Annotated in this window: 18 protein-coding genes; 9 read left to right on the forward strand and 9 right to left on the reverse strand. The window is 57.7% G+C overall.

The genetic code is table 11. The features are described 5' to 3' along the window. Nucleotides 1-427: 427 nt before the first annotated feature. From msrB to ACZ5AL_RS06415, 3 genes are all read left to right on the forward strand, one after another. Nucleotides 428-832, forward strand: a complete 405-nt coding sequence (msrB, locus tag ACZ5AL_RS06405) for a peptide-methionine (R)-S-oxide reductase MsrB (protein WP_464512951.1) — start codon at nucleotides 428-430, stop codon at nucleotides 830-832. 313 nt (nucleotides 833-1,145) lie between these two features. Beyond that, nucleotides 1,146-1,808: a deoxyribose-phosphate aldolase gene (gene deoC, locus ACZ5AL_RS06410; protein WP_464513279.1), complete on the forward strand. Its 663-nt coding sequence runs from the start codon at nucleotides 1,146-1,148 to the stop codon at nucleotides 1,806-1,808. Nucleotides 1,809-1,865: 57 nt separating this feature from the next. Then, nucleotides 1,866-2,414 carry an SPOR domain-containing protein gene (locus ACZ5AL_RS06415; protein ID WP_464512953.1) on the forward strand — a complete coding sequence of 183 codons (549 nt, stop codon included), beginning with the start codon at nucleotides 1,866-1,868 and terminating at the stop codon, nucleotides 2,412-2,414. On the opposite strand, the gene ACZ5AL_RS06420 is transcribed toward ACZ5AL_RS06415, so the two are convergent. Beyond that, a complete protein-coding gene (locus tag ACZ5AL_RS06420; RefSeq protein WP_464512955.1) occupies nucleotides 2,404-3,843 on the reverse strand; it encodes a pyridoxal phosphate-dependent decarboxylase family protein in 1,440 nt (479 codons plus the stop codon). The two genes, ACZ5AL_RS06415 and ACZ5AL_RS06420, sit on opposite strands and share 11 nt — an antisense overlap. 77 nt (nucleotides 3,844-3,920) lie before the next feature. On the opposite strand from ACZ5AL_RS06420, the gene ACZ5AL_RS06425 reads away from it, so the two are divergent. The 4 genes from ACZ5AL_RS06425 (at nucleotide 3,921) to ACZ5AL_RS06440 (ending at nucleotide 9,565) form a co-directional block, all read left to right on the forward strand. Next, nucleotides 3,921-4,409: a MarR family winged helix-turn-helix transcriptional regulator gene (locus ACZ5AL_RS06425; RefSeq protein WP_464512957.1), complete on the forward strand. Its 489-nt coding sequence runs from the start codon at nucleotides 3,921-3,923 to the stop codon at nucleotides 4,407-4,409. Between the two features lie 92 nt (nucleotides 4,410-4,501). Further along, nucleotides 4,502-4,861: a nuclear transport factor 2 family protein gene (locus ACZ5AL_RS06430; RefSeq protein ID WP_464512958.1), complete on the forward strand. Its 360-nt coding sequence runs from the start codon at nucleotides 4,502-4,504 to the stop codon at nucleotides 4,859-4,861. 142 nt (nucleotides 4,862-5,003) lie between these two features. Further along, entirely contained in the window at nucleotides 5,004-5,708 is a 705-nt protein-coding gene (locus ACZ5AL_RS06435) for an alpha/beta hydrolase (protein ID WP_464512960.1), read from the forward strand. Between the two features lie 728 nt (nucleotides 5,709-6,436). After that, nucleotides 6,437-9,565 carry a UvrD-helicase domain-containing protein gene (locus tag ACZ5AL_RS06440; protein WP_464512961.1) on the forward strand — a complete coding sequence of 1,043 codons (3,129 nt, stop codon included), beginning with the start codon at nucleotides 6,437-6,439 and terminating at the stop codon, nucleotides 9,563-9,565. Between the two features lie 755 nt (nucleotides 9,566-10,320). Here the strand turns inward: ACZ5AL_RS06440 and ACZ5AL_RS06445 are convergent. After that, nucleotides 10,321-11,772, reverse strand: coding sequence for an aldehyde dehydrogenase family protein (locus tag ACZ5AL_RS06445; RefSeq protein WP_464512962.1), 1,452 nt, complete (start codon nucleotides 11,770-11,772; stop codon nucleotides 10,321-10,323). A gap of 79 nt (nucleotides 11,773-11,851) precedes the next feature. On the opposite strand from ACZ5AL_RS06445, the gene pncA reads away from it, so the two are divergent. Next, complete coding sequence (gene pncA, locus ACZ5AL_RS06450) at nucleotides 11,852-12,475, forward strand: bifunctional nicotinamidase/pyrazinamidase (protein WP_464512964.1); 624 nt, start codon at nucleotides 11,852-11,854, stop codon at nucleotides 12,473-12,475. A gap of 756 nt (nucleotides 12,476-13,231) precedes the next feature. Here pncA and ACZ5AL_RS06455 read toward each other — a convergent pair. Continuing rightward, a complete protein-coding gene (locus tag ACZ5AL_RS06455) occupies nucleotides 13,232-14,347 on the reverse strand; it encodes a tRNA-queuosine alpha-mannosyltransferase domain-containing protein (protein ID WP_464512965.1) in 1,116 nt (371 codons plus the stop codon). 18 nt (nucleotides 14,348-14,365) lie between these two features. Next, nucleotides 14,366-14,596: a hypothetical protein gene (locus tag ACZ5AL_RS06460; protein WP_464512966.1), complete on the reverse strand. Its 231-nt coding sequence runs from the start codon at nucleotides 14,594-14,596 to the stop codon at nucleotides 14,366-14,368. 282 nt (nucleotides 14,597-14,878) lie between these two features. Between ACZ5AL_RS06460 and ACZ5AL_RS06465 the strand changes: the two genes are divergently transcribed. After that, entirely contained in the window at nucleotides 14,879-15,451 is a 573-nt protein-coding gene (locus tag ACZ5AL_RS06465; RefSeq protein ID WP_464512968.1) for a ComF family protein, read from the forward strand. A gap of 23 nt (nucleotides 15,452-15,474) precedes the next feature. Here ACZ5AL_RS06465 and ACZ5AL_RS06470 read toward each other — a convergent pair whose 3' ends face one another. From ACZ5AL_RS06470 to ACZ5AL_RS06490, 5 genes are all read right to left on the reverse strand, one after another. Continuing rightward, nucleotides 15,475-15,774, reverse strand: coding sequence for an isoamylase early set domain-containing protein (locus ACZ5AL_RS06470; RefSeq protein WP_464512969.1), 300 nt, complete (start codon nucleotides 15,772-15,774; stop codon nucleotides 15,475-15,477). Between the two features lie 117 nt (nucleotides 15,775-15,891). Beyond that, nucleotides 15,892-16,968 (reverse strand): M14 family zinc carboxypeptidase, encoded by a 1,077-nt coding sequence (locus tag ACZ5AL_RS06475; RefSeq protein WP_464512970.1) that lies wholly within the window; start codon nucleotides 16,966-16,968, stop codon nucleotides 15,892-15,894. Between the two features lie 241 nt (nucleotides 16,969-17,209). Next, nucleotides 17,210-18,571, reverse strand: coding sequence for a type IX secretion system plug protein (locus ACZ5AL_RS06480; protein ID WP_464512972.1), 1,362 nt, complete (start codon nucleotides 18,569-18,571; stop codon nucleotides 17,210-17,212). Nucleotides 18,572-18,684: 113 nt separating this feature from the next. Further along, the gene (locus ACZ5AL_RS06485) at nucleotides 18,685-20,871 is read right to left on the reverse strand and encodes a tetratricopeptide repeat protein (protein ID WP_464512973.1); all 2,187 of its coding nucleotides are present in this window, start codon (nucleotides 20,869-20,871) and stop codon (nucleotides 18,685-18,687) included. 56 nt (nucleotides 20,872-20,927) lie between these two features. After that, nucleotides 20,928-21,878 carry a DUF3078 domain-containing protein gene (locus tag ACZ5AL_RS06490; protein ID WP_464512974.1) on the reverse strand — a complete coding sequence of 317 codons (951 nt, stop codon included), beginning with the start codon at nucleotides 21,876-21,878 and terminating at the stop codon, nucleotides 20,928-20,930. Nucleotides 21,879-22,031 lie beyond the last annotated feature (153 nt).

Below are 22,031 nucleotides of genomic sequence, written 5' to 3' on the forward strand. Positions count from 1 at the left end.
TAGGGTACGGAGACCGTGACAACCTCTGTGTCCCAACCCCCCCTCCCAAAAAACCTGTCATGGTGAGCGAAGGCCGACGGAGGAGGCCCCATGTCGCCGCCGAATGGCATCCGGTGGAACCATCTCCGCGAGGTTCAGCGGCTCTGATCGATCGAGCGGTCCTTCTCATTCTATGAGGCCGCAGTCGAATCATGACAGGTGGTTTGTGGGGCATCGTGCAGGCTGACTCTTACCTGGAACCGAATCGTCTCCGCTAAAAAAACAACCATTTCTATTGGTCCACAATGCGTTTATGGAGAGGATTAGCACGAGAAATGGCGCGTTCTCGGAACATCTTCAAATAGATGGGAACGAGATGGGCCGTCTTCCGTGAGGGAACGGTGAATCTCTCAAAACAATCTCCTGCTCATTTCTTAGTGCATCCGATATGGCGACAAAGCAATCCAAAGCCGCGTGGAAGCGTGAGTTAACTTCCGAACAGTACAAGATAGCACGCGAAGGCGGCACCGAGCGTGCATTTACAGGCGAGTACTGGGACCATAATGAAAGTGGCATTTACCGCTGTGTCTGTTGTGGTACCGTGCTGTTTGATTCCAGCACCAAATACAAATCCGGATCGGGCTGGCCTAGCTTTTGGGATGTGGTTGATGAAGGCCACGTAATACTTCGTACAGATCGCAGCTTAGGAATGAAACGGATTGAGGTTGTGTGCGCCGAGTGCGAAGCACACCTCGGCCACGTTTTCAACGACGGTCCTGAGCCGACTGGCAAACGATACTGCATCAATTCGGCATCTCTCGACTTTGAGGCCCACTCCAAGAAAACAGCCTAAACAACCGTTCTCTTTTTTTGACGGGACTTTCCCAAATAGATGCGTCTATCGGAAGGCGGGGCCTTGCACCTTGACCAGCCGTCTTGCATATTAACAAGGTCAAGACGCCTACCTTCCTCAAAAGTGTGTTGTGCCTTTTATGGCTTTGTCCACGCCACAGTCGATTATTGAGGACCTCCAATCTTGGGAGGTCACGCCCGCGTTTCAATCTACGTACATTGACCCTACGATTGCACGCATCGAAACGCCTTCGACTCCTGGCTTGAACGGGCCCAAAGATTTACCCTCCTTAGATCCGGATGCGCTGGCCGGGCTGATTGACCACACCCAGTTGCGCCCTGAAGCCAAACCGGAGGCATATACACAATGCTTTGCTGAGGCCCGCAAATACACCTTTGCTTCGGTCTGTATCCCCACGGCATACGTACCTGCAGCCACCAAAGAGTTGGCCGATACATCGGTCGACGTATGTACAGTCGTTGGCTTTCCACTCGGGCACAGCCATCCCGAGGTCAAAGCGGCTGAGGCGCAGTGGGCATTGCAGCACGGGGCCAACGAAATTGACATGGTTGTGCACATCGGCGCTGTAAAAGCCCATGCCTGGGACCGTGTGGAGCGCGATATTCACACCGTGGTCGAAGCAATGCGTGCAGAGCCCGGGTCGCCGCTACTCAAAGTAATTCTTGAAACCGATCAGCTTACCGACGCTGAAAAGGCCGTGACGTGCTTTATTGCAGAGAAAGCCGGTGCCGATTTTGTGAAGACGTCTACCGGCTTTAGCACCGGCGGCGCTACGCGTGCAGATGTTGCGCTGATGCGGCAAGTGGTAAGCGATGAGATCGGCGTAAAGGCATCTGGGGGAGTTGGCTCGGCCCATGAGGTTGCACAAATGGTTGCCCACGGCGCCACGCGTATTGGAGCCAGTGGATCCGTAGGCATCATGCAAGGGTCGTCTAGCTCTGCCACGGCGTACTAAGACTGCGCACCAAGATAGCTCGCCTGTAATCTGTTTTTGCATCGGCTGAATGAGACCATGAACATATCCTGGAAACCTGCCTTACTGGTTGTTGGAATGGTCTTTACGTTCATCGCCTGCGGGAGTGCAGAAGCTACCGTTGGCGAAGATCCAGAAGATCCCGAAGCCGCCGAAGAGCCGGCAACTGTGTCGGTAGCTCCGTACGAAGATTTTGACCCCAGCCAGTTTGACGAGGAAGTGGCGCCGCAGACGGTGGTGTCTACCGTCGAGCATTCGGTGCCCGCTCGCCTCATGGAAGGACGAGCCGATTATGGCGTAGAGCGCGTTGTAGACGGCTTCCAGATCCAGATCTACTCCTCGATGGAGCGCAGCGCTGCCGAAGACGTACGGTCGGATGCGCAGGCGTGGTGGGACGAGGTCAGCGATGACCACGACGAGCTATTTCCGGGAGGCATGTCAATCAATATCGAGTTTGGGCAGCCCTACTTTCGGGTCCGACTGGGAGCCTTTGCAGAGCGCGAAGAAGCCATGGAGGCCCTGCAGGTGGTTCGCCAAGAGTTCAGCGATGCTTTTCTTGCCCGCGCACAGGTGACGGTCACCCGGTAGCTGCAATCGCTTGTTTGAGGCGCTTGTGTAGCATATCTACAGCATCAGCATGGATGGGCTTCATCAGCACACTGCGTAAAATCGTCACTTCAGACGAACGCGATGCGGCGTACGATGGGTGCAACGTCGTAAACTGATCGACAGGTACGGTGTACAGGCTCAAGTACAACGGCTCGTCGTGCTGCATCGCTTGCTCAAAAACAGCTTGACTACGCGCACTTACGGCCTCTGTGGTGCGTTCGTCGGGCACCGGAAAGAACGTCAAAATGTCGGTGGCCGGTTTGGTGTACACCGTGCAGCACGATGAAGCACGCATTCGAGTCGCCCACATCTGCGCAGCCTTCAGGCAAGCTGTGATGATCGGGCCCAATCCGCTGGTCGGTTGAAGCGGCACGGCCTGCAATGTGCACCACAATGCCCCGGCTGCAGCGCCTGCACGAGAGCACTCCAGACTGATCTCTCCCAGATGCAAATCGTCGGAGGTGAAGTATGTATAGGGGGAATCATGCGCGTAGAAGCGTCCGACCCTGGGATCCCGAAAAAGCACCGCGCCACACCCATAGGGCTGTAAGCCATGTTTGTGCGGATCGATAACCACAGAGTCCGCCTCGGCAATCGTCTCAAACGCAGCATGATCAGGTTCAGCAAGAGGCGGAGCCGAGGCCAAGCGAAAGAATCCGCCGTAGGCTGCATCTACATGCACCCGCACCCCATGCGCCCGACAGATGGGCACAATGCGCTGCAGCGGATCCACCAGGCCCAGTCCAGTGGTGCCCAGCGTACACACCACCGTGCCAATGTCGTGCTGATCCAGCGCAGGCGCCAACCGCTCCGGATCAATCCGGCCATACACATCCGTTGGGAGTGGAGCCGTATCCGTGCGAAGCACATGGCTCATGCGTTTGTGCGTGTAATGCGCATTGGCGGCAACCCCGATCGGCTGTTCAGGATGAATCTCGCGCGCTACAAAGAGCGCCTCCAGATTGGCCACTGTGCCGCCCGACGTAAGGTGGCCAAGCGTGTCTTGGGGGAACCCGACCATGGCACGCAAGGCGCCAACAGCCTCCTTTTCCATGGCACTGGTTGGTGGACCGCCATCGAGGGCGTGGTTATTGGGGTTTATCAGCTGGGCCGCCCAGTATCCCAGCACCGCGGCGGGATGGGGAGGCTTGAGCATTTGCCCGGCATAACTTGGATGAAAGAACGGGTAGTTGCCGGTCGTAAGCCGGTCTAAGTACGGCATAAGCGCTGCCTCCAACTGATCGGCGTCGAGCCCCACATGCGAACTGTCGAGCGCTGTGGGCTCCCACTGATCTTGCCACTCAGCAAGGTGCGTGCACAGACGGCGAACAAGCGGAAGCAGGGTGCGCGGGTCGTACATATCGGCATACATGACAAGAATGGAAACATCGAGCGGTTCGCAACGCATCTCGTGTGAAAACACCAAACAGGCGGTGCGGGTAGGTGAACATACGTATTGTATGCATCACCCACCAATGAAAAGGTATGGGACACATTCTTGCGGATCGAATCCAACAAACCGAACCCTTCGACGGCCCCGAGCATGAGGCCATGCTGAACCTGTTTATTGCAGCCTCTCATGTGCGCCGTGCTATTGAACAGGTGTGTCGCAACCACAACCTGCAATTTAGCCATTACAACGTACTTCGCATATTGCGAGGCGTACACCCCGACGGCCATGCTCGATGCGACATCATTGAGCGCATGCTCGACCCTTCGCCCGATGTGACACGCCTGATGGATAAGCTCGAAGAGCAAGGGTGCGTGGAGCGACGACGTAGCGAAGAAGACCGCCGCGTGACGTTGCACTTCATCACCGAAGAAGGCATTGCGCTTCTCGACACCATGAAGCCCGATATCAAAACGGTACAAGACCATTTCGAAGCCAGCGTGAGTACGCACGACATGGCGCATCTAAGCCGCATCTGCGAAGGAATCTACTCGACGATGCCTGTGCCGGAAGAAACGTCATGAGCTCGTTAGATGCATGTTGCAACACTTTATTGGAGGCATGGTATGGTATCTTGAAACTGAGATACATAACCTCCTAACCATACCCAACTGCCATGAGTGATTCTCTGCGAGCAAAAGTAGACGACCTGAACGCCAAGATCTTAGAAGGCAAAATCCTGGAAGCCTTCGACCAGTACTACGCCGAAGATGTGGTGATGGAAGAAGACGATGTACGACGCGAAGGCTTTGAGGCCAACCGCGAGTACGAAGAACAGTTTGTAAACGGGCTGACGGAGTTCCGGGCCGCCGAAATCAAGTCGATTGCCGTCAACGAAGAAGATGGCGTCGCCTTTATCGAGTGGTATATGGACTTCACGCTCGAAGGCGTGGGTGATGTTGAGCAGCAGCAAACGGCTGTTCAGTACTGGGAAGATGGCAAAATCGTCCATGAGAAGTTTTATAAAATCGGGTAACCCGGTTCTTTTTCTGGCACAGCGCTCTGTGCGCTTATGTGTGGCCATCGCCCCGGCTCATGAGCAGATTCCTGCTTTTGCGTCGGGGCGTATGTATATTGATGCCTCCACACCGATTTCTGACTAGGTTTTTTCGATACGTATGTCTGCCTCCTACGCTGCCCAACCCGATCACCACCGCGCCGATCCGCATGGGTCCATGTCGGTTGTACACACCGGTGCAGATCTCGACACAGCCACGTCAGCTACCATTTTTATTCATGGACGCGGGGCCACAGCCGAGAGCATCCTGCGGCTCATCGCGCCGCTTGCGCCAGATTCCATGGCGCTGGTGGCACCGCAGGCCCGTGGACGGACCTGGTATCCGCGGTCGTTCTTGGCGCCTCTAGAAGAGAACCAGCCCGGTTTATCCTCCGGGTTGCGGCGCATCGGAACGATCTTTGACACGCTTACCGAGCACGGTATCCCTGCTGAACGGGTCGTGCTGGGTGGGTTTTCACAGGGAGCCTGCCTGTCCACCGAATACGCAGCCCGCAATCCCAAACAGTATGGGGCCATCATCGGGCTCAGTGGCGGCCTCATTGGCAATGGAATGAAGCCCAATGCGGAGCCGCCCAACGACAAGGCGTTCGATTACACCGGCGATTTGCACGACACACCGGTCTTTCTAGGATGCAGCGACCGAGACCCGCACATCCCTCAAAAGCGGGTTGACGACACTGCCACCGTGTTTCGCAATCTGAACGCTGCCGTCGATAAGCGGATCTATGAGGGCATCGGCCACATCGTAAACGATGACGAGCGCGAGGCGGTACAGGCTTTGCTGGAAGATATCGTTGAGGGGTAGGTCGAGGGCTAAGTAGATCAACAACAATACATTTACACCTTGTCATCGCGAGGAGGGAGCCTGCGACCGACGCGGCGCTGGGCGTAGCCCGAGTACTCCTGGGGTGCGATCTCATGCCCCCGTTAGAGCGGCTTATTCTGCATAGAAGGCACAAGATTGCCACGTCGCTGGCGCTCCTCGCAATGACATATTCGATGACTCTTATGTGGGCCTACTTAGTCCCCCCGTATCTCATGCTGAACGCAGTGAAGCATCTCAACGCCCAGTGGTCGGGGGGCTCTGCTGGTCAGTGTCCAGGGGAGCGTCCCACGCAGACCGGACGTGCCGCGCTGAGATTCTTCTGTCCAGCGGCGTCAGGATAACTTGGAGGCGCGACAACATCCCGCTTCACGTGGCAATGCAATGGCGTAATGACCTCCCCCCCCGCGTCGTCGTCCATCGCGAAGCAGAGGGACCGAAGGTCATGCCAGTTGTACATCGCGACGAGGACGCAAGCGGGGGCTCGTCTCCGGTTGCGTTGTGTATAAACTGTAGTCACCTGAGGGTCGTCCACCGACAATCCAACGAACGAACTACAAATCCGCTACGCTACATCGTTTCTAAACACCTGTCTGTACAACGGGTAAAAGACACCTGCACTCAATCGACGTTCTGCCTACACATGCTGAAAAGCACCAGGCGGTCGTCGCGCCACGCTCGTATGTTTCCATAATGCTCATCCGCCAGCTATGCCGCAAGTTGCGTTATCGTCTCATCTTGCACACATGTTGCCGGAGCTTCCCGAGCAGGAGCGCAACCGAGTCATCGACACGTTGGAAAAAATCCATCGCGATCAGTTTGATAGTGGCCTTCGCGTAAAGAAGCTGCAGTCGCGTCCTGGGGTAGCCGTGTGGGAGGCCCGCGTAGATTCTGCAGCGCGGCTGCTGTTTACCTACGGGCGCCATGCCGACCGCCACACCACCGCTCCGGTGCTCACCGCACATTGCTGGACCGTCGTATTCGATCATGACGATGTGCCGCGCGTTGTGCGTCGTAAGCAGTTTGATGTGCCCGACGCCATGCAGTGGATCTTGGCCGATGAGGTAGACGCCTGCACCTGGACCGATGCGCCGCCCGACAATCCAGCAGCCGATCTGGATGCCATCGAGAACGACTTTCCCGATACCAACCGATGGGAGGCATACGCCGCGCTGTCTTCCGAGTACGAATCCACGCTGCAAGCTCCGCCCGAGAATCTGCCGTGGTATCTGAAAAGCCTAACCGCCTTCTCCGCTTGGGTTGAAGGCAAAGAAATTCCAGCGGAGCTTGTTCTGTCGGATGAACAGATTCAACTTCTGCGGGAGCCGCTCCCCATCTTTCTGAACGGCCCCGCGGGCAGTGGCAAGACCACGCTGGCTCTGTACCGGCTGCTGGTGATGCAAGAGAACGACCCCGACGCCGATGTGGCGTTCATCACGCACAACCCGCGGTTGATGCGCCATGCCGAAGACCTGTACAATGCTTTGCCTACCCGCCCGGAGGGGGCCACTCCCGTCACGTTTCAAACGTACCAGGAACTGGCGGCCGAGACCATCGGGCTTACCATGAACAGTCTGCAGTATTGCCAGGCGCGCCGCGAACAGCTTCGCGACTTTTTAGGACGACACCCACTTAGCCACGCCGAGCAGCAGCTCTACGAAACCGATATTTGGGCCGTTATCAAGGGGATGCTGCCGCTGCAACGCACGCCTGCACGGGCGAGCGATGTACGTGGCCTCCTCCCCCGCTCGGTGTACTGCCACGACATGCCCGATGCCTGGTCGGCCGTCCCCCGCGAGCAGCGTGCCGATGTGTACCGGCTGGCCCGTCAGTACCAAGACATGCTGAACGATAACAACCGGTTGGATGCGCAAGACATTGCCACACAGGCGCTGCGGCGGCTGCTGAGCGAGTCGGTGCCCCGTCGCTACGATGCGCTGGTGCTCGATGAGGTGCAAGACCTGACCGAAAAGCAGTTGCGCGTGGCCCTGGCTACGCTCCGCAAAGGATCGCGCACGCAGATGCTCTTGGCCGGCGACCCAACTCAGGTGCTGGGCGGCTCCGGATTTGGATGGCGCATGCCTCGTGCCATTTTCCACGAACGCGGGTGGGACGTCCCCAATCCGTACACGTTGCGGCGCTCCTATCGGGCCAGCGCGCCCACGCTGCGCCTCCCCCAGGCGCTGGCAGAACTGCTCAAGAAAGAGCATGCCGACGTGGTTGCGCTAAACCCCGATGAAGCCCGATCGCGGGGACGCCCGCCGCTGCAGGTTGCACCGGGCGACGCTGTCAACGAGGCACTAGCGGAAGGCCATCCCGATGTGTTGATCTTGACGGCCACCGAAGAAGAGGCGGCCCGGCTCCGTGAGGAATGGGGGCATCCGTTGGTGTGGGCAGTTAGTGATGCGAAAGGGTTGGAAGCCGAACATGTGGTGCTGTACCAACTGCCCGACCGGCTGCTTGACCGTCCGGGGGCTGCACCTGCCGAGCGCGAGGCGGCCCAACAGGCAAATCGGCAAACACTGCGTCTCCACTATGTGGCCGCCACACGAGCGCGACGGAGCATCACCGCGGTGGTCGATCCGCATCCTGCCGGATCGCTCTGGGATACCGATACGGTGGCCGGCACGGTGAACACCATTGCGCAGTTTCAGGCGCCATGGGATGGCAACCCCACCCAAGAAGAGTGGGAAAAGCGGGCCGTCTACTATCGCGACCGCGAGCACTGGCAGGCCGCGGCCGAGTGTTACCGAAAAGCTGGACGTGCACCCTGGGCCGCGCTCTGCGAAGCGCTTAACGCAATCATGTCGGAGTCTGCCGATGCGAGTGCCGAGGCTCCGCCGTGTCCTTCCGATGACTTGCGGGCTGTACTAGAGGAACATCCCGATCTGACCGACGACCAGGCGGCGTTTCTGCTCTCGTACAGCTTTGTGCAGCATGATGCGCCTCTGCGTATCCATCTGCTTCGGCAGGCGGGCCGCCCCGATGAGGCGGATGCAGCACAGGCTCGTTACGACGCCGAAACCGGCAATCTGCGTGCTGCAGCAGCGTACTACGAAGCCAACGATCGATTCGCTGAGGCAGCCCAGCTCTACGAAAAAGGCGAAGCGTGGATCAGCGCTGCCGACTGCTACCGTCGGGTTGAGCGTTGGCGTCAGGCGGCGGTGTGCTATCAGCACGGAGAGGCATGGCTCGATGCGGCTACGCTCTATCGCCGTGCAGGGGCTGATGCCCGAGCGGCGCGTTGCTTTGCACGCGCAGAAGCATGGACCGATGCGGCGGCTTGTCACCGCGCAACCGGGGCGTGGACGCGGGCAGCAACATGCTATGAGAAAGCTGGAGATGACCGCGCTGCAGCGTCGTGCTATCGCCGCCTAAAGCGGTGGGAAGCCGCTTCCGAGCGTTACAGCCGGGCCGGAGACGATCGTTGGGCGGCTGCCTGTCGGGCGTTGGCGGAGCATACCGATGCAGATGCGCAACTGCGTGCTATCCGCAGGCATGCCGACGAACTTCCGCAAGCCCTCGCCTCATTTCTGCTCGACGAGCGCATCGACCGGGCGGCGACCGATGAGTTGCTCATCGCCTGGCTGTATCGACAGGCTAACGCCATGCCTCCCGATGCGATGCGCTTGCCCCCCATCGGCTTTGTCCAGGAGGCCGATTGCGCACTTACCTACAGCGGCGGTGGATGGTACGAAATCACGCGCTGGAATCCGGAAACGGGGATTGAACACGAAAAAGTACAGGGTGCCGGGTCGCTTCCCGATGCCCTGCAACCGCTGGCGCCAGACGCACGCGCCCATCAAGAGCAGACGCAGCGCCACCGGCTCTCGTTTTAGATGCCTCTGCCCCGGTTACGGTTTACACGCAATATAAGGCACTGGTTAAACACTAAATGATAAGGTGATTGAAGATCGCAGTTTTGTCTTGTTCGAACCCCCTCTCCCTACGGGTTTCTCCCCCTTAGCCAAGGGGGAGATGTCCATAGGATCACGCCTGCGGCGAAGCTCGAAGACAGAGGGGGTTTGAGCGGGTTGCGATGATGTAACCCACATGTCAATCACTTAACATCTTACCGCTACCCAATATAACTTGGGGAGCCAGCACCAGAGTGGGCAGAATGGCGGCTTCGTGGGGACGCTGGAGCGTCCAAGCAGGCGTGGCGACACGGAGCATCGCCACGAGGGTGGGTTTGAGTGATTTCACGTTGTATCACACCAGTCACATGACCGCCCCGCCCTTCGAATTAAGTCTCCCTTTCCCGGGCGGTCATTGAGCCGCGCTAAACATATTGAAGCCTGCTAAACAGATACAGCGTACCGCAAGGCCCTTCTATACATGTCATGCTGAACGCAGTGAAGCATCTCAGCGGGATGTGGCCGGGGGGCTCTGCTGCTTGGTGGCCGAGAGGTGCACCCTGCGCGCACCGGACGTGGCGAGCCTGTGGGGGTGGCGTTGAGATCCTTCCGCCTAGCGGCGTCAGGATGACCTGCAGCACGATATGATCTTGTAGAGCATGTGTGTTTAGTGACATGCTACAGAGCGCCGGGGACGCAAGCGGTCCCCGATCGGGGCTCCAATCCAGCAAGCGCAATCAGGCCCACGGAAGTAGCCATTCGGTGAGCTTCTTGGTGAAGCGTCCGTAGGGCGGGTAGAGCGTCTGCATGAGTCCGGAGCCACGTTTGCGCGTGAGGACACTCCGCATATCCGAAAACTCCTCAAAGCTGTAGCGCCCCGTCCCCATGCCAATGCCGCTGTGTCCGGCTCCCCCAAACGGCAGATGCGGATTCAGGTAGTGAATGACCGTGTCGTTGATGCAGACGCCGCCCGATTGGGTGCCGTCGAGCAGGGTGCGGACGTTCGATTCGTTGCCTGTAAAGTGATACATGGCCAGCGGGTTTTCGCGCTGGTTGATCGCTGCAATGGCGTCGTCAAGGTGATGGTAGGACTGCACCGGGAGGATCGGCCCGAAGATTTCCTCCTGCATCACGGTGGCGTCGTTCGGCACATCCCGCAAGACCGTGGGCTCTATGTAGTTTTCGGTGGCATCCACAGTACCGCCGTACTCCAGTTGGGCGCCGCGTTCGATAGCGTCTTGGAGCGCTTCGGAGAGCCGATTGGTGTGGTGATCGTTTACGAGGCGCGCGTAATCGCCGCTCTGCTGCCGGTCGGTGGGCGTTTGTCCGTAAAACTCTGTGATGGCAGTGCGCAGGGCCTGCACGAACGGATCGGCAACCGTCGCATCCACCAGCACATAATCGGGCGCGATGCACGTTTGCCCCGCATTCAAGAATTTGCCCCACGCAATGGTACGCGCCGCGTGTTCCACATCGGCGGTAGCATCCACCACGGCGGGCGACTTACCGCCCAGCTCCAGCGTTACGGAGCTAAGGTGCTCAGCAGCTGCTTTCATCACGATACGTCCCACTTTGGGACTTCCCGTAAAGTAAAAGTGATCAAAGGGTTGATTGAGCAGTGCTGCGCCTACGTCCTTGTCGCCACGAACGAGCGTGACCTCGCGCGGATCGTACAGCGTGTCGATCATCTCGGCCATTAGGGCGCTGCTGTTCGGCGTGAATTCCGACGGTTTCAACATAACGCTGTTGCCGGCTGCTATCGCGCCTACGAGCGGCCCCAGGGTGAGCATAAACGGATAGTTCCACGGGCTCATGATGCAGACCACCCCTTTCGGCGTCGGCTCGATGCGGGAGCTCGTACCGGTGAGCAAGCGCGGTGTGGGCACATCCTGCGGTTTCATCCATGAACGCAGATTGTCGATGGCAAACTGCACCTCGTCGGCCAGCGCCTTGACCTCCGTCATATCCGCTTCGATAGGGGGGCGCCGAAAATCCTGGTACATGGCCGCCTGAATGTCGGAGCGCCGCGTCCAGATAAGATCGTGAAGCCGTTGCAACTTTTCGATCCGGCCCGCGGCTGGTTGCGCACGGACGCTGGGATGGTGCGCCCGCTGCGCTTCAAATGCTGCTTGAACTTGGGATTTGGGATCGTCTTTTGTGGTGTGGGGCGTTGCTTGTAACGTTTCCATGACAGATGGGAAAAATGAGGCCAGTTATTCGTGGATTAGGTGCCTGATTTAGGTCCTATTCACCATTATAGTTAGACGCATGCACGCACTGTTAGTTGTCGATGTACAAAACGATTTTTGTCCGGGTGGCGCCCTGCCAGTGCCTGAAGGGGATACGATTGTTCCTACTGTTAATCGGCTGATGGAGGGCTTTGACGCGGTCGTTCTCACGCAGGATTGGCATCCGGCGGAGCACCAGTCGTTCGCGTCGCAGCATGCGGGGCATGCGCCCTACGATACCATTGAAATGGCATATGGCGAGCAGGTGCTGTGGCCCGACCATTGTGTGCAGGGCAGCGAGGGCGCCGCGTTTCATGACGAGCTGAACACCGACCGTGCTGATCTAATCATCCGTAAGGGCTTTCGTCCAGAGATCGATTCGTACTCGGCGTTTTACGAGAACGACGGTACCACGGCCACCGGATTGACCGGCTACCTCAACGCACGCAGCATCGACACACTGGTGGTAGTGGGACTAGCCACGGACTTTTGCGTGCGGTGGTCGGCCACGGATGGCCGCAGTGAGGGCTTTTCGGTGTATGTGGTCGAAGACGCCACACGGGGGATTGACCAGAACGGCTCCATGGATGCGGCCTGGAAAGCGATGGGTGATGCGGGGGTACAGGTGATTTCATCAGATGCGGCGGAAATGCTGCCTGCCTGAGGGGCTAGTCTATGCACACAACTCGAGGTGGTGATAATCGTTGATCACGGGTTGCAATCTGGACTTGTTGTTGACTGTTGTTGACGGGAGCATCAACGTATTGGCCAGAACGCGGGACGGCGCCCGCGGGGCCTCGTGCGGCCGATGCCTTTTCTGGATCCTGGATCGCGCTCGCAGGCTCGCTTTCCTGTCCTGAACTCGATTCAGGATCCATTCTCCCGACTATTCCCCCGAAAAGACGCCCAGATGGGTTCTTTTTGTAGGATCCAATTGTAGGATCCAACAGTCTCTCATTGAACAGGCGGTGGAGGCAACCGACTTTAAATAAACAACATAGCAAAGAAAAAGTTATGTGCAAGGACTAAGTAGACCCACAAAAGTATCTTTGATTATGTCATTGCGAGGAGCGCTAGCGACGCGGCAATCTTGTGCCATCAAGCCGGGCAGCACCGTCCAGGTCGGGGGCATGAGATCGCCGCGTCAGTCGCAAGCTCCTTCCTCGCGATGACAAGGTGTAAATATATTTCTTTTGAGCTACCTAGGGCTGAGGGGGGCATGTCACCCCTACTTGCGCTCTCGTCGCGACGGCCCAATTCGGCGTAACGCCCCGGGTGGCGGTTTGAGGACGCTGGAGCGTTCCACTGGATCGTCGCAGCAGGTGTGGCCATGGGTCATGCCGCTGGTGCATCGATACGAGAGACATACGATACCATTCAGGTGGCATACTGCACCGCGCAATGCACTGCGAGAGAAACGTTAGCACACGACATCTTCAAACGCCGCATCCAGGCTTGCATGTCGGTTTGTCCAGTCGTACGGGGTGCTGATGGTGCGCAGCGTCCCCGGAGGCAGTGGACGCGCATCGCCTTGAAGTAGAGCAGCGCACAGGTCGATGGCATCGGTCGAGGTATCGTAGAGCGTGGGCGCGTGCAGCAGCGGCTGATGGAGGCGGTTGGGGATGAGTTCGGGATAACTCAGGCGGTTCGGAAGTACCGGATGGCATCCGCAGTGAATGGCCTCCATCACGGCTATGCCGAAAAACTCGTGGTGGGCTGTAGAGAGCACAATATCGGCGCGATGCAGCAGTTCAGCGTATACATCGGCATCCTCTACAAATCCGATGTGGAGCAGCCGGTCGGCAAACCGTGTGCGCAGTGCCTCTATGGCTTCGGGGGGCTGCTGGGCGGCGCGTCCGGTAATGATGAGGTGGAAGTCGAGCCCACGCCCATCGAGCGCGGTAACGAGGTGTAGCAGTCCTTCAGGATTCTTGTCGAAGGCCCAGCGCTGGTTCCAGAGTAGCACAGGAGGGCTGTTTGCGGGGCGTGCAGAGAGGGGCCCGAAGCGCTTCAGGTTGATACCCAGATGATGCACGGCGCTCTTTTGGGCGATGGTGTCGAGACGGGGGGTAGGTGACGCTTCTGGGAAACGCTGCAGGAAGGGGGGCAACGCATTCAGAAACGAGCTGCGATGAAACGACGAGTTAAACCAGCACGCATCGGCAGCCAGAGCCGAGCGGTAGTTCATGAGCGCATAGGTGCGCGGCGCTGGCGCATCGTCGGGACGCGGGTAGGTGAGTTGGTTCTCGTGAAAGTATAGCACCACGGGCGTGTTAGCCAGTGCCGGACGGATCAGGCCCAGGAACGTGGGCAGATCCAATAGGCTAGAGGCCAGTATAACATCGGGCATGCCGTGTCTTTCAAGGGCGGTGCGTGCCTGCTCAGCCAACGATACCGCTGCTGCATCCATGCGCCAGCGCCAGTAGCGTCCGGGCAGCGTGCAGAAGGTGTACGTATGGCTTGAGTGGTGGCGCAATCCGTCGAGGAAGTGGCGATGCGAACCACTATACCACGGCTCCACAACCAGGATATTCATGCCGTGGGTGGACCGTTATTAGCTGAGCCGATTGGCTAGAGCTTCATCTTCTTCTTTTGTGGCAGGGCGCACAATAGCGATGGCCCGTATTTGCAGTGCTTCACGCAGCTTCGGGTCGCGCACCTCCTCGGGCGTGATGAACTCTTCCTCACCCGGTCCAATAGTGATGACGCGCGAAGCCATGGCGACCTGCGCAGCCGTGGTTCCAGTGTTCTTGATAAGCATGCCGCGGCGGTCACGATCAGCCATAGGAAAAAGGCAAAGCGTTGCTTCGGGAGGGTGGCGAAAGCGTCCGAAATGGATTTCATTCGGACTATAGTATATCATACAGGGTGCAGAACTGCAGGCGAAGGAGTCGAAATAATTGCAGAATTGAAAAAGCGCGCTACCGCGGAGGGGGAAACGATGATACGACTGCGCAAACATAGTAATGCGATAGGGCAGGCGGTGCTATCGTTGCTGTATCCACCACAATGCATGGGATGCGGACAGCGTGTGGCCGGGCCCAAGGTACCGATCTGTCCGCAATGTGTGGCAAGCGTAGAGCGTGCCACCGCTGCCAATGTGCACAAGCGGTTAGAGCGATTGGAGCAGGCTGCGGTCATTACTGAAGCCCGCAGTCTGTGGGTGTTTGATGCGAAGGGGGCACTGCAATCGGTTCAACATGCGCTCAAGTACGAGGGACAGCCTCAGGTGGGCCATACCCTGGGGAGGTGGATGGCAGGCGTTCTTCCGATGCACTGGCACCCCGATGGGCTGGTCCCGGTACCGCTTCATCGTCAGCGGTGGCTGGAGCGGGGCTATAATCAGAGCATGCAACTGGCCCGAGGCTTGAGCACGGCTACCGGAATCCCAGCCTGTGCGGATGTACTACAGCGCACCCGGCCCACGCGGTCGCAAACCGGCTTGGAGCGCACAGCTCGTTGGAAGAACGTAGCACGGGCGTTTGAGGTGGTACGCCCCGAACGGGTGGCTGAGCAGACGTATGTTGTCATTGACGATGTGCTCACCACCGGATCTACCGCCGCCGCGTCAGCACAGGCGCTCATCGATGCCGGGGCCGCTCGCGTGTATCTGTGCACGCTGGGGATGGCCCGCACATAGCTGCGGGAAGAGGCCGATGCACATCAGGTGTGCGTATGCACCACGCTGTTCTCCTCAAAGAACGGATTGGGCGCGTAGTCATCAGCAGCAGGATCGTTTGCCCACGTCTCGTGGTCAATGCGATAGCGAAACTCGTAGGTGTTATCTGGTTCGAGGGAGATGCCAGCCTTCCACACATCGCGTGTCTTAACATACTCCATAGGCAGCTCGCTGGCGTCCCAGTCGTTAAAACTCCCCGCTACAGCCGCATGCTCGTCCACCCAGTCGCCGGGCAACTCAAACGTAACTCGGACTACCGTTTTGTATTCGCGTTTTTTGATCATTGAACAGCAAAAGAGGATTGTCGAAATAGTGCGGCTCCCTAAACACGCCAATACGAAGAATGTGCGCCCTCAATCCATCTAAAAGCGCTTCCCTTCATGTGATTGTCATGGTTTGCCTTAATCCGAAACAGCGCGACAAGTCGCAACCATGCCTCCTAACACCATGCTGTGCAGGCGCATAGCGGTATTTAGCGGGAGCGGACGAATTGAAAAATCGCGCAGGGTATCGGACGTTTCATGCTCTTTTAGCTCATGTTGGATGCGAGGAAGGGCCTCTTTGAATGCCGCATACTGCGGAGGAGGACCGCCAATGGGTGTGTCGGAGTCAATCACAAACAAAGGCACTTCAGTAACCACTGAGAGGGGCGAGCCCCCAAGCCGATCCACAAACTCCATCGAGCTATCCAGAAAGCGGCTGGCCATCTCCGGATCGTTTTGTGCGTTGAAATACGCTCGCATTCCGGTACCACTGGGTGTTGTGGCAAAGCCAGGACCGATCCAGAAAAACCCCTTCTCCCCCTGTCGATTGTGGTCATGCGGAGGCAACCCGGCAGCGTCCGATTCCTTCCGATACAGCGTCTGCAGAGCGTCGGTGCGATATCCCCAGTGTGGATGGATGAGCAGTAGGGTGCCGGCTGCTACCCCCATACCGTGAGCGCTCAAATGCGCATCAAACGGACCCTGATCGGCCAAAAAATGGCTTACGACTTCGTTTTCCGCACGCAAATCCGGAAACCCGAACTCCATGTCGCGTCCAGGTAGCTCCCGTACACGTGTGCGCAGGTACGTCGGCAAATCCGGCCAGGCATTGATCCAGGGACGGTTGCGTGCCTCGCCATCGGGATTGGTGTGCGGCACGATGACCCACTGCACGCCGGCGGTCCAATCGGATTGCGGAGGGGTGTCGAGAAGCCGGTCAACGAGGTGTCGTAGGGTTTCGGGGCCTACGGGTTCGTCGGCATGGTTGCCAGCGATGCAACTGATTCGGAGGGGGCCGTCTCCAGCAACAACGCCATAGAGCGGACGCCCCTCTTCGCTTACCCCAAGGTCATGAAACGTCACATGATCTACGGTCTCACAGGTGGCGCGGTGGCGTGTGTAGACAGAGTCATGACGCTGGAACTTGAGCGATTGGGGCAGGGAGCGAGCAAATTGATTCCCCCACTGTCGGGCAGCAGAAAGGACATCTGACATACGACTTAAGTCCGTTATTGCAATAAAACTAATTGGCTGAAGTAATAGGACAAAGATAGTTCCGCATACTCCGACCTTAGAGGCATGAAAGCAGGTGTCTGTTTTAACAGGCTTCACTGAACGCCCGGGATATCCGCTTCGCTTTTGATCTCGGGCGGCACGTACCACACACGATGTAACGGTACAGCCCTTCCACGATACGTTTGTGTATCGTCTTAGACCATTGACGTGCACCACTTCATCAAAACCGGGACCGTGTCGTCTCAATCTGCAGTAATCGATCGGTGCTAAGCGATACGTCTCGGTAGTACACGAGTGCCAGGAAGCGATTCTCGCGACGGGGAAGGCGGTTCTCGAGAATGGAGCGGACGGCCTCATCGCTTGTGACGTAGGTATATTCATGCATGCCCTGCTTCATGCGTACGATGGTTTCGTAGCGTTCGGCGTCGGCATTCCAACGCATCGGTTGCCCCTCGGCGCGGCTTATAAACGAGCCCCGCAGTCGTATGGGTGCATCGGCAGGCACACGGTCGGGGGGAACGAACCGGAACTGCACATCCACATACGGACTTGACCGTTGCGGGTCGCCTAGATGACGCATGGCAGCCCGAATTACGGATTGCCCGTTGAGCACTTCCATCATACCGCTGTGCTCGCCAAGAAAACGCGCATTGTCTTCGCGAAGTGTAACCTGTGTGGGCCGTTGGCTTCGGTCGGTGCGTTCGACGTTGCGACTGGTGCGCAAGCGACTAAGATCCAGTGTGATCGGAGCAGAAGTGGGGCGAAACGTGTGCGGGCGACGTAGCTCGAACTGTAAGTTCGGTTGCTCGCTTAGCAGAGGACGTTGGGCACATTGCGGGGCTTCGCTAAAATCGTTTCGTGCAAAGCACACGGTAAAGTTGAACGGGTTTCCACGCAAGTCAGACGGCGGTGTAAAGAGGAGCGAGGGCCGTTGATTGGGCCATCGTTGTCCCGGGCGGTTGTTGGCCTCGACATCGATGGTGCCTCGTGCCTGCTGCTCGGTTACATAAAACGCGCGTTCAAACAGGACATCATCGCGGCGCCCCTGCTCGGTGACGCGCACAATGTAGTTTCCGCTTATCGTAAAATCGATGCTGTTATTCGGAAACTCGTATTCGTAGTGAACATAGGGGACCTCCGAATTACGAGAGCGACGGTAATTGAGTACCGAGTCGTGGTCAAACCGCTGCATGTACTGAGACGGAGTCAGGTCGCGGTTCCACTGCTGATCGGCGTGAAAAAAGTAGACACTCAGCGGACGTCCGTCCTCGGTCAATAGGTCAAATTCGAGGGTGAGTTGGTCGTCGGAGTTCAAGCGTATAATGGGAAAGGCACGCTCGTCGTTACCCTCGTACAACTGAATGGTCTGAACAGTTGAATCAGGATCGGCTACAATCGCCTGTGGAGCCGGGGCCTCTTGAAGCTCTCCTTCCGTATGGGCTTCATCACTGCTGCTACAGCCGGTAAGTACGGCTCCAAGAAGAAGGAGCAGTCCTACAGCGTGTATAACCCAGCACGGACGGTGGTATAGTGGGCGATCGGAGGGGGCGTCTGACGAGCACGAGTTGGTGCAGCAATGCATGGAGGCAGGCAGTAGCCGGAAAAAGGGGGACTAGCAGCAGTTCATGCATGCCAAGTCGCACGTACACATGCTACAACGAGAAGTGAAAGTCGATGTTCAGGGGGGCTACTCATCTACGACGCGTCAGACGTAGCACACGGGCTACTGGCAATTTCGCTGTGCTGATGCCAATAGGCTTCCTTCGCTGTGTACTGAAGAGGCTTTATGAGAGGGCGTGCCTGCAAGCGAGCGGCATAGTCGTGGGCCGCGCAGGCGTGCTGATGAAGAGCAATCCAGTCGCGCTGTTGGTTGGCTGCCTCTACGCGACTAAGCAAAAGCCGCAGGTGCAGTGTGTTGCGCCATCCGCGTGGCAGAGAAGCCGCTTCAAGACGATCTAGGAGTGTGGTGTACGCATCGTCGAAATCCGTGTCAGAGGCGTTGAGGGCATGCTCCACATCCTGAAGCATGCGGCTCCAGGTTGAAGGAGACGCGTCTGGTGGCGAGCCATTAGACGCATCGGTGGCTCGTGCAATCCAGCGTGCGCGTGCTTCGACATCAGAACGTGGTGTAGACGCCCAGGCTGCTTTGAAGCGGAGTTCTGCTTTGGGGAAATCAGACTGTTGAAGCGCTGCGCGCCCGGCAAGTCCCCAATCAGAGGCCGTCCATGTTGTTGAGTCACCGAGGGCCTTGTGTGCAGCCTCAGGAGCGTGTTGTGTTAGATGAAGCGCTGCCAACTGGCGCTGTGCCTGCGGAAAGTCTGGGCGTTCGCTTAGCGCTTCGTGAAGGGCTGTGCGGGCAGCGGTGGTATCCCCCTCGGCCAGGGCTATTTGGGCGGTTCGGTACTGAGCCTGGGCGGGCGGCGGTTCGTAGGGACAGGGCAGTTCAAAGAAACTGGGGATGCGAAAGCGGCGCTGGGCTACAGGCCGTGCCTCGGCATGCATCACGCGTGTGGTCGATAGATGCTCTATCCACCGCGTCGTGAGCGTCTCCATCGAACAGCTCGTAGCTTGTTCGAGGGTGCCCCAGGCATAAGCCTCCGCGATCGCAGGATGTCCATGTTCGGCAGCCACCGAGCCTACAAACGAGCCAAAGACCGTGTACGATACGCCCGCCCGCTGGCTCCAAAAGCCCCACGGGCTCCATTGCTGTTGCAGGGCATCGGCCCGGTTCGGGAGGTCGCCAGGAGGTGTCATGGCCAGTACCTGGTCGTTGGGAGAGGGCTGGCGCGTGGGGGCTTCAAGGGCCACTGCCCATCCTTCAACCAATCCGACAAGCCACGACGCATTGATAACGGGGAGGCCGTAGGGACGCGTCATCAGATGCGCTAGCTCATGGGGTAATGAGGCCGTATTGCGCGAAAGCAGGTGGGTTTGCGGTGGATTCAGCCATACGGGGGCTATGCTGGTGGCATGAGCGCCTGTGAGGCGGGCGCGCGTCTCGGCATCAGGGTACAGGTACACGTGGATTCCGGTGGGGGCTTCCGACCCGGCGTTTAGATCATGTATCAGCCGGGCGCGTTCAAACTCCAGTTCGTCCCCGATACGGACGGCCTCTAGCGAGTCGAGGTCGTCGTGGGCATAGTGAAGGTCGAAGTGGGCAGTGGTATGTGTTTGATCCAGTTCGCGCTGGAGCGTCTGCGAGGTTGTATTGATGTGCAACTCTCCTGCAAACAGGTAGGCGGCAGCCAATGCAAACGCGGTGGCGGCTCCGACGGGGCCCGACCACACGCCCCATCCGTAGCGTACGGCATGGCCACGTGCCCACAGCAGTCCAATCCACAGCAGCGTAACGCCTCGAAAGGCAACGAGGCCAGGTCGAAAAGGCAAGAAGCGGTCGTAAATGGGGGCAAGGACGCCTCCAAATACATGGTTGTATGTATAAAACTGCGGGTGGAGCCCGAGATCATAGAGCGGTCCTGCCAGCACGATGAATACGCCCAGTCCCGTAAGTTTCCATCCTGCATAGCGCGATGATCGGCTGGTAAGCCAGTAGGCTACGGCGGTAGCAAAAAGCGCCGAGCTAACCGGGTACAGCAAGAAATAGCCGAATCCGGCAAGCAGGTCGCAGTGCGTACGCCAGAGACCGGGTAGCAAAAGACCGATCAGTGGAATACTCAGCAGTGGCAGATGACTCCACAAAGCACGTGACAACGAGGCCTGCGGATGGCTTTGAAAGTATTGAACTGACACCCACCCGCTGCCAAAAAAGGCTACGACAGCAAGAGGCAACGCTGCCGGATAGTGCAGCGTGGCGAGTGGAGGGACAGTCCAGCTAAGCAGGGCGGTGGCGCCATACAGAAACCCAAGAATCCAGCGATTCATGCAAAAAGCAGCCAGCCACGAGAGAAATAGGTAAAGATCGAATCGCGCAGAGCGCGTCAGATCAGGTCAAAGGTAATGCCAACCGAAAGGACCTCTTTTATCTGGACGGCATTGCTCACGTTTTCATTGTATAGCGCAACAAACTCCAGTTCGGTGTTAAGCCAATTGTTTATGCGCATGGAGAGCGTGTTTTCCCACGTAACGTCTGGGGGAGATTCAAGCTCGTTCGCCGAAAAGAAGACGTTGAGGGTAGAGCGCAGTCGTACGCTATCCATGAGCCGCACATCCACAATGTTGTTGATTTCGCCTCCTGCCTCAAACCTTAGCAGGCGGTTTTCGTCTACGTCATAAAGTTCGCGTAGCTCTCGGTCACCGACAATGGTTTGTTTGGTGGCGCCGCCAAATCGAATTGTATACCACTCTGCCGGGTCGTAGGTAAGTCCGAGCGACTGGGTAAAAAATGCTGGAGACAGAAAGTTTGATACAAGAACAGGCGGCTCGCGGTCGTCGTCGTCAAAAGGGTTCGAACTGAAGTTAAAGCCTTTTGCAAACTGTGTACGGAGTGCCGATGCAAATGTGGGATTGAAGTCCTGAAAAAAGTCGTCTCCAATGTAGCGCAGCCCCATGCGAAGCCGGATAATATCCTCAGACTTACGGAAAGCCTCGTCTTCCTGGTTTACAAAGCCGATGCGAAAGCGACTTTCATAGAGCTGGGCGAGGCGTTCTGTAGCGCGTTGTGCCTGTCCGTCTATCGAAGCCGTCACCGAAATAGTGCTTACACCGCCTTCTTGCCAGTTGCGATATGCGGCTTGCGATCCAGAAAAGCGTGTTTCCAAGTCGTAGGTCCACGGGTGAGGTTCGTCTTCGTCTGGTGGAGTTGGCTCACTCGGCGGGCTCGGCATATTTTGTCCCACCGCAGAGGTAGACGTGTCTAGTGGCAAAAGTGGAATGGCGAATAGCATCAGTGTAAGGGCCGATGCCACAAGAGTACGTAGATAACCGGTCATATAAGACGTTGGAATGATTTGGAAACCGTGGAAACCCAATAAAGCCGTAGGAGGCACTATTGACACGAATTGATACACGCACGTATCAATGTAACAAAAAACAAGGGCTATGCCAACAGCGGCATAGCCCTTGTTTCACACTAGATACATTGC

It is taken from the genome of Natronotalea proteinilytica (assembly GCF_055379935.1).

What these genes read in the sequence shown, in the direction of transcription:
- ACZ5AL_RS06470 (WP_464512969.1), bottom strand. Translation starts at nt 15,774, where the DNA reads ATGATCAAAAAACGCGAATACAAAACGGTAGTCCGAGTTACGTTTGAG.
- ACZ5AL_RS06475 (WP_464512970.1), bottom strand. Translation starts at nt 16,968, where the DNA reads ATGTCAGATGTCCTTTCTGCTGCCCGACAGTGGGGGAATCAATTTGCT.
- pncA (WP_464512964.1), top strand. Translation starts at nt 11,852, where the DNA reads ATGCACGCACTGTTAGTTGTCGATGTACAAAACGATTTTTGTCCGGGT.
- ACZ5AL_RS06435 (WP_464512960.1), top strand. Translation starts at nt 5,004, where the DNA reads ATGTCTGCCTCCTACGCTGCCCAACCCGATCACCACCGCGCCGATCCG.
- ACZ5AL_RS06460 (WP_464512966.1), bottom strand. Translation starts at nt 14,596, where the DNA reads ATGGCTGATCGTGACCGCCGCGGCATGCTTATCAAGAACACTGGAACC.
- ACZ5AL_RS06425 (WP_464512957.1), top strand. Translation starts at nt 3,921, where the DNA reads ATGGGACACATTCTTGCGGATCGAATCCAACAAACCGAACCCTTCGAC.
- ACZ5AL_RS06490 (WP_464512974.1), bottom strand. Translation starts at nt 21,878, where the DNA reads ATGACCGGTTATCTACGTACTCTTGTGGCATCGGCCCTTACACTGATG.
- ACZ5AL_RS06480 (WP_464512972.1), bottom strand. Translation starts at nt 18,571, where the DNA reads ATGCATTGCTGCACCAACTCGTGCTCGTCAGACGCCCCCTCCGATCGC.
- ACZ5AL_RS06430 (WP_464512958.1), top strand. Translation starts at nt 4,502, where the DNA reads ATGAGTGATTCTCTGCGAGCAAAAGTAGACGACCTGAACGCCAAGATC.
- ACZ5AL_RS06445 (WP_464512962.1), bottom strand. Translation starts at nt 11,772, where the DNA reads ATGGAAACGTTACAAGCAACGCCCCACACCACAAAAGACGATCCCAAA.
- ACZ5AL_RS06485 (WP_464512973.1), bottom strand. Translation starts at nt 20,871, where the DNA reads ATGAATCGCTGGATTCTTGGGTTTCTGTATGGCGCCACCGCCCTGCTT.
- ACZ5AL_RS06415 (WP_464512953.1), top strand. Translation starts at nt 1,866, where the DNA reads ATGAACATATCCTGGAAACCTGCCTTACTGGTTGTTGGAATGGTCTTT.
- ACZ5AL_RS06420 (WP_464512955.1), bottom strand. Translation starts at nt 3,843, where the DNA reads ATGCGTTGCGAACCGCTCGATGTTTCCATTCTTGTCATGTATGCCGAT.
- ACZ5AL_RS06455 (WP_464512965.1), bottom strand. Translation starts at nt 14,347, where the DNA reads ATGAATATCCTGGTTGTGGAGCCGTGGTATAGTGGTTCGCATCGCCAC.
- msrB (WP_464512951.1), top strand. Translation starts at nt 428, where the DNA reads ATGGCGACAAAGCAATCCAAAGCCGCGTGGAAGCGTGAGTTAACTTCC.
- ACZ5AL_RS06440 (WP_464512961.1), top strand. Translation starts at nt 6,437, where the DNA reads ATGCCGCAAGTTGCGTTATCGTCTCATCTTGCACACATGTTGCCGGAG.